The organism is Arcicella sp. (genome assembly GCF_964672035.1).
The window spans coordinates 1-7,186 of sequence record NZ_CBABQS010000126.1 but is presented as its reverse complement, the minus strand read 5'-3'; the positions used below and the strand labels follow the sequence as shown (position 1 = coordinate 7,186).

At 32.8% G+C, this 7,186-nt stretch carries 4 protein-coding genes; all 4 read left to right on the top strand.

Going from position 1 to position 7,186, the window contains the following annotated elements:
* Window positions 1-705: 705 nt before the first annotated feature.
* Window positions 706-1,878 carry a DUF4856 domain-containing protein gene (locus tag AC1W31_RS19805; protein ID WP_481736230.1) on the top strand — a complete coding sequence of 391 codons (1,173 nt, stop codon included), beginning with the start codon at window positions 706-708 and terminating at the stop codon, window positions 1,876-1,878.
* 71 nt (window positions 1,879-1,949) lie between these two features.
* On the top strand, window positions 1,950-3,089 hold the full coding sequence (locus tag AC1W31_RS19800) for an imelysin family protein (RefSeq protein ID WP_481736229.1): 1,140 nt from the start codon (window positions 1,950-1,952) through the stop codon (window positions 3,087-3,089).
* Window positions 3,076-4,422, top strand: a complete 1,347-nt coding sequence (locus AC1W31_RS19795) for an HTTM domain-containing protein (RefSeq protein WP_481736228.1) — start codon at window positions 3,076-3,078, stop codon at window positions 4,420-4,422. The genes AC1W31_RS19800 and AC1W31_RS19795 overlap by 14 nt, the downstream gene beginning before the upstream one ends.
* Complete coding sequence (locus AC1W31_RS19790; protein ID WP_481736227.1) at window positions 4,400-6,838, top strand: TonB-dependent receptor family protein; 2,439 nt, start codon at window positions 4,400-4,402, stop codon at window positions 6,836-6,838. Before AC1W31_RS19795 ends, AC1W31_RS19790 begins: the two co-directional genes overlap by 23 nt.
* Window positions 6,839-7,186: the final 348 nt, after the last annotated feature.

Below are 7,186 nucleotides of genomic sequence, written 5' to 3'. Positions count from 1 at the left end.
TTATAGAGCCTATACGTTGATTATATCGACCTGCTTAAGTAAAATTTACTTTTTTTGATTTTAACCAAAAAAACTGTCTTTATAATGATATTTTACCTGATTCAGGTAAAATATAGGAGCTTTATAGACTTGATCATACTCATTAAACTGTTATCACACTACCTTTGACATACGAGTGGCTACCTATTCGTGAATAATTACTTACCAAAATTAACGGTTAGATAATAGTAGCTTAAAAATTGCTTACAAAAATATATTTATCATAAATTATTGATAATGAGTTAGTTGTAAACTCGTAATTCCAATTTGGCCCGCTTTGGTTGTGGAGACCAATAATAAAATAAATCGTTCAATTGATTATTTTAAAAAGATAAACATAAAATTTGATTGAGATTGCTTCCCACCTTTTGATACAGCCAGAGTATCTATGAGTATCTCGAGAGTATCTATGCAGTATCTATCAGTATCTACCACAGTATCTACCACAGTATCTAAAGAGTATCTATCAGTACCTGCCGAAGTACCTTTAGCTGCAACCAATATTTCCTCAATTCCAGCCTTATTTTAAATTTAACTTACTTATTTAAAATAAGTCTAAATAAAGTTTGTGTTTTAAAATTCATGTTTTAACTTTGTTTATTATTTAGAATAAGTCTAATTAAAAGCACAAGATAACAATTATTAAAAAAGTAAAACTTTAAAAACATGTTAAAATTTATTATTAAAATTCAGTATATCTTGACCTTATCAATTTTAGTAGGTCTTTCTTCTTGTACTAAAACTGAAGATGCTCAGCCAGATTTACGCACTAAAATTGACTATGCAAAAGTGATTGCAACAACTCCTTATAAAAGCCTTTTTATAAGCGCAACTGGCGATAGTACCGTTGATTTTAAATCAGGAAATGATAGATACAAACAATTTCAAGCAATTAATTATTATTTAGGTGCAGCCGTGAGAGATACAAAAACACTTGATGCTACTTTACTTAAAAATATGTACGTAAATACAGGAAATGCTTTTACAGATATCGTTCCTTTAAAAATAGTTGGTGCTGATTTAAATACTTCTGGAGTTCAACTTCGTAATCTTACAGCCTCGTCATTATCTGCAACTGATGCAGAAGCAGCCCGTACAAGAATGGAAGGATTGTTTGGAGATATGGCGATAATTAGTAAGTCTGTTTCAGTAACTGCTTCAAGTGGTATTGCAGGCAAAACAGGTACTTATTTAGTAGATGCTAAAGGAATAGAAACAGCACAAATTATCCAAAAATCCTTAATAGGGGCCTTACAATTAGATTATATTTGTAATGTTTTATTAAAAACTGGTTTAGATGCTGATAATAAAAATTTAGTTGCAGGTAAAAAATATTCACAATTAGAGCATAATTGGGACGAAGCTTACGGTATACTTACGCTTAACCCAGTTTATTTAGCTGGTTCAACAGATGCCGTTCGTGGTACATCCGAATCTTTTCTTGGTTCATATATTTGGGAATTTAACAAAGCAAATTATGCTAAATTTCACTTAGCATTTTTGAAAGGTCGTGTAGCAATCGTTAATAATGATAAAACAGAATTGAAAACACAGGCTACTTTTATCAGAACAGAAATGGAAAAAGCAATTGCAGCAGCGGCAGTTGGATATCTTGGAAAATGGAAAACAGGTACAGATAATGCTACAAGAGCTCATGCCATAGGTGAAGGACTTGGGTTTATTTATTCGCTTCGTTATGCTACTCTCAATGGAGCTGATGCTAAATTCTCAAATGACCTTTTAAATAATTTAGTAGGTTCTACAAATGGTTTTTGGGATTTGACAAATGATAAAATCAATGCTGCCTCTGATGCAATTGTCGCAAAATTTAAGTTGTAATTTTAAATTAAAAATTTTAATCTGTGGATTAATAACAATTTGTTATTAATCCACTATTTATACTTAATAGGATGAAGAAATTTAAGAATTCTCTTTTGCTTTTGGTTACTGGATTTTTATTATCGTGTGGTAGTGATAATTCTGGAACAGTTACGCCAATCCCTACCACAGACGAAGGAAAAGACAGAAAAATATTGCTTACAAGCTTAGCTGACAATATTATCATTCCTGCATACGCCAATTTTAAGGTAAAGTTTGATGTAATGCAAGCAAAATCAGAGGCATTTACAGCAAAACCTGACAATACTACTTTGACTGAATTTCGTTCGGCTTGGGTGGATGCTTATACTGAATGGCAAAAAGTAGAATTATTTGATTTTGGTCCTGCTGAAAGACAAACCATTCGCAATTATTTTAATATTTACCCTACCAGCGAAAAAGGTATTGCTGATAATATTGCAGACCCAAATGCCAATTTGGAGGTTCCTGCTTCATACTCTCAACAAGGTTTTCCTGCTTTAGATTATTTACTAAATGGTGTAGGAAATAATGATACCGCTATCTTAACCTATTACACTAATGCAACTGAAGGACCTAAAAGACTTGCGTATGTCAAGAAGCTTACGGCTCGGATGAATTTACTTTTCACGAAAGTCAATACTGATTGGACTGGCACTTATAGAGAAACCTTTATTACTAAAACCGGTTTAGATATTAGTTCATCTACCTCATTGATGGTTAATGGTCTTGTACTTCATTATGAGAGATTTATCCGTTCTGGTAAATTCGGAATTCCGTCAGGGGCTATGTTGAATGGGGTGGTTTCTCCAGAAAAAGTGGAAGCTTTTTATAAAAAAGATATTTCACAAATTTTAGCTAAAACTGCACACCAAGCATATATTGATTTTTTTAATGGAAAAGGTGTAAAAACAAATACAGAAGGTGCTTCATTCAAAACATATCTTAATGCTCTAGGTGCAAAAGATAGTAGTACAGGAAAATCGCTTGCAGAATTACTTAATGCCCAATTTGGAATAAACAAAGCGAAAATAGAGGCTTTGAAACCCAATTTCTATGACGATGTGAAAACCAATAACCAAGCCATGAAAGATGTTTATAATGAAATGCAAAAAGCTGTAAGAATATTGAAAGTAGATATGACATCAGCCATGAGTATTACAATTACTTTTACTGACAATGATGGCGATTAATGACTATTTTAAAAAAAATACCTGTGTTGCTCCATTAGCCGTTTTTAGACTTAGTTTTGGGTTGATGATGTTTGGTAGTGTACTTCGTTTTTGGAGCAATGGCTGGATTGAACAATTATATATTTCACCTCAATATTTTTTCTCTTTTTTTGGTTTTGAATTTGTAAAACCATTGGGAGAATATACTTATGTACTTTTTAGTATTTGTGGACTTTCAGCCATCATGGTTGCTTTGGGTTTCTTTTATAGAATTGCAACAATATGCCTATTTTTGAGTTTCACTTACATTGAATTAATTGATAAATCAACATATTTAAATCACTATTATTTCATCAGTTTAGTGAGTCTATTGTTGATTTTTTTACCTGCTAATGTCTATTTTTCAATAGATGCTTACAGAAATCGAAAAATATTGGCACAGTTTATTCCACAATGGAATATAGATGCTCTCAAATTAATGCTGGGTATTCTTTATTTCTATGCAGGTTTAGCAAAAATCAATAGTGATTGGCTTGTTCATGCTTTACCACTAAAAATTTGGCTTCCTGCCAGAAATGATATGCCAATTATTGGCTTTTTATTTAATTATTCTTGGATTCCTTACGTTTCTAGCTGGTTTGGATGTTTATACGATTTAGGTATTCCGTTTTTATTATGGAATAATTCCACTCGACCTTTTGCCTACATTGCCGTTATTATTTTTCATGTTCTTACGGCAATTCTCTTTCCAATAGGGATGTTTCCATATATTATGATAGTGGTAGCATTAGTCTTTTTTTCGGCAAATTTTCATCAAAAAATTATCAATAAAATAAGTACTTGGCTTAATTTCCCTTCCGATTTTATTGTTACCTCAAAAAGCTATTACACTCCTCAATTTTTTCAGTGGATTTTTATTGTATTTTTTATTTTTCAACTCTTATTTCCATTCAGGTATTTACTTTATAAGGATGAACTATTTTGGACAGAAGAAGGCTATCGTTTTTCATGGAGAGTAATGTTAATGGAAAAAGCGGGTTATACACAATTCACTATCAAAAATGCCAAAGGAGAGAGAATGGTGGTAAATAATAATCGTTTTTTAACAACATTACAAGAAAAAATGATGTCAACTCAGCCTGATATGATTTTACAGTATGCCCATTTTTTACATGATTATTATACTGAAAATGGCTTTGAATCCCCAGAAGTATATGTAGATTCTTATGTATCGCTTAATGGTCGCCTTGGCAAACCCCTTATTAGTCCAAATACAAATTTGGCTAAAGAAAAAGATTCTTTTAAACATAAATCATGGATTTTACCTTTCAATGACACTATCAAAGGCTTTTAGTACACTTATTCTTTGTTTTATTGGAACGCTTGCTTTCGCCCAATATAACCTTACAGGAACAGTCAAATTACGAAAAGACAGTTCTATTGTAACCTCTTGCAGAATCATTCTCAACGCTGGATCCCCAACTACTTTGGCTGATGAAAATGGCAATTTTATTTTCAATAAATTAGCCAAAGGAACATACATTCTTCAAACTTCTTTTCAAGATTTTAAATCCATCAAAAAAGAAATAAAAATCATTGATAAAAATATAGATTTAGATATTTATCTGGATTTATTTGATGAAAACCTCAACGAAGTAATTGTTACCCAAAAACAAACTGATTTTGGCTTTACCCGAATGCGTGCCGTAGAAAGTATGGGTATTTATGAAGGTAAAAAAACCGAAGTTATTTTACCAGAACAATTAGTGGCAAACCTTGCCACCAACAATGCTCGACAAGTTTTCTCTCGTGTAGCTGGGTTAAATATTTGGGAAAATGATGGAGCAGGATTACAACTAAGTATTGGCGGCAGAGGACTTGACCCAAACAGAAGTTCTAATTTTAACGTGCGACAAAATGGCTATGATATAAGTGCAGACGCTTTAGGTTATCCAGAAAGCTATTATACACCGCCCATTGAAGCAGTTGGAAAGATTCAGATTGTACGTGGTGCAGCTTCATTACAATATGGAACGCAATTTGGCGGATTGATAAATTTTGTCATGAAAAAGCCTGTTTTGGATAAAGCAATAGAGGTAGTTGCTCGGCAAAGTTTTGGCTCTTTTGGATTTTATAATGCTTTTACAAGTGTAAGTGGAACGGTGAAAAAGCAGAGTGTAGCTAAATTAAGCTATTATACTTTTTTTCAGTATAAAAAAGCAGATGGATGGCGAGCAAATTCTGAATTAGACAGCTATAATTTCTATGCTGATATTGATTATAAAATTTCAGATAAATCAAGCGTAGGAATTGATTTTACCCATAGTAATTATTTGGCTCATCAACCTGGTGGATTAACAGATGCCATGTTTGCTGAAGACCCTCGCCAAACGAATCGAGAACGAAATTGGTTTAAAGTTAATTGGAATTTGTGGGCATTACATTTTGACCATAAATTTAATGAAAATAATGATTTTAATCTTCGTGTTTTTGGACTTTCAGCTTACCGATATTCTTTAGGATTTCGTCCCAACCGAGTTGCCAGCGTAGATGATAATTCTGAACGAGATTTGATAAAAGGGGATTTCACCAATTGGGGAGCAGAAGCTCGGTATTTAAAACGTTATTTTATTGGCAAAAGTGCAATGGTTTTTCTGATTGGTAGTCGTTATTATCATGGTTTCAATCATAGCGTTCAAGGTTTAGGAAGCAAAACAAAAGAGGCTGATTTTGATTTCATCAGTAATAAACAAGGTATCGCTAACGATTATAGTTTCCCCAATGATAATGTTTCTCTTTTTATTGAGAATATTTTTTATCTAAATGACAAACTTTCAATAACCCCAGGAATTCGATATGAAAATATAAATACCAAAGCCGATGGTTTTTATGGAAATATACTTTTTGATTTAGCAGGAAATATAATCAGTGCCAGCCGCACCACAGAATCTCGTCAAAACAAACGTCAATTTGTTTTAGGAGGAATAGGTGTTAGTTTCAAACCCACTTCTCATTTAGATATTTACGGTAATATTTCACAAAATTATCGTTCAATTACCTTCAGCGATATGAGAATAGCCAACCCTTCTTCCGTAATTGACCCCAATCTGAACGATGAAAAAGGTTATTCAATTGATTTAGGCATTAGAACTTATGAAACTTCTTTGTACAATTTTGACATAAGTGGATTTTATCTAAACTATAATAATCGTATTGGAGAAGTACAATTTTATGATGAAAGCAACCGAGTTTTGCGTCGAAGAGGTAATATTGGACAAGCTGTAATAATGGGTATAGAATCTTATGGAGAAATTGATATTTTACGAAGTCTTAAACCTGAAAGAGAGTTACTCAGTGGTGTATTATTTTCTAATATAGCCTTGATTAATTCCACTTATAAAGCAAGTCAAATTGTAGGCGTTGTTGGTAATCAAGTGGAATTTGTGCCAAAGGTAAACCTTAAAAGTGGGGTTCGTTTGGGTTACAAAAACCTAAAAATGTCTTATCAATATACTTATTTATCAGACCAATTTTCGGAAGCTACCAATGCTCGAGAAGGAGGGGTTTCGGCAGTGGTTGGCTTAATTCCAGCTTATGATGTAATGGATGCCAGTATTTCATATAAATTTACAAGATTTAAAATTGAAGGAAATATCAATAATTTAACCAATAATTATTATTTCACACGAAGAGCAACGGGATATCCAGGCCCAGGTATTTTGCCTTCGGATGGACGTAGCTTTTATCTGAGTTTACAGGTAACACTTTAACGAAATCTCTCAATATTCGAAGCTTCCATTTTAGAAACCGTATGTTTTCGGCAAATTGTTCATTTTTCTGTAACAGGGGGTTCACTTAAATGTGGGGCAAACTTCCCACGAAAGAGCCATAGATTAGTTTTGGTCTCCACAACCAAAGCGGGCCAAATTGGAATTACGAGTTTACAACTAACTCATTATCAATAATTTAGGGTGTAGGACAAGTTTGTCAAGCTGCCATTTTTATTTGACTGACTAATTTATTCCACTCGTTATTTTTCAATGTAATTCTTAGATTTACTACTTGTTGAGCACCTTTTAATGTCCACCTTTGTCCCGATAGTTTCATTCTTTTTTGAA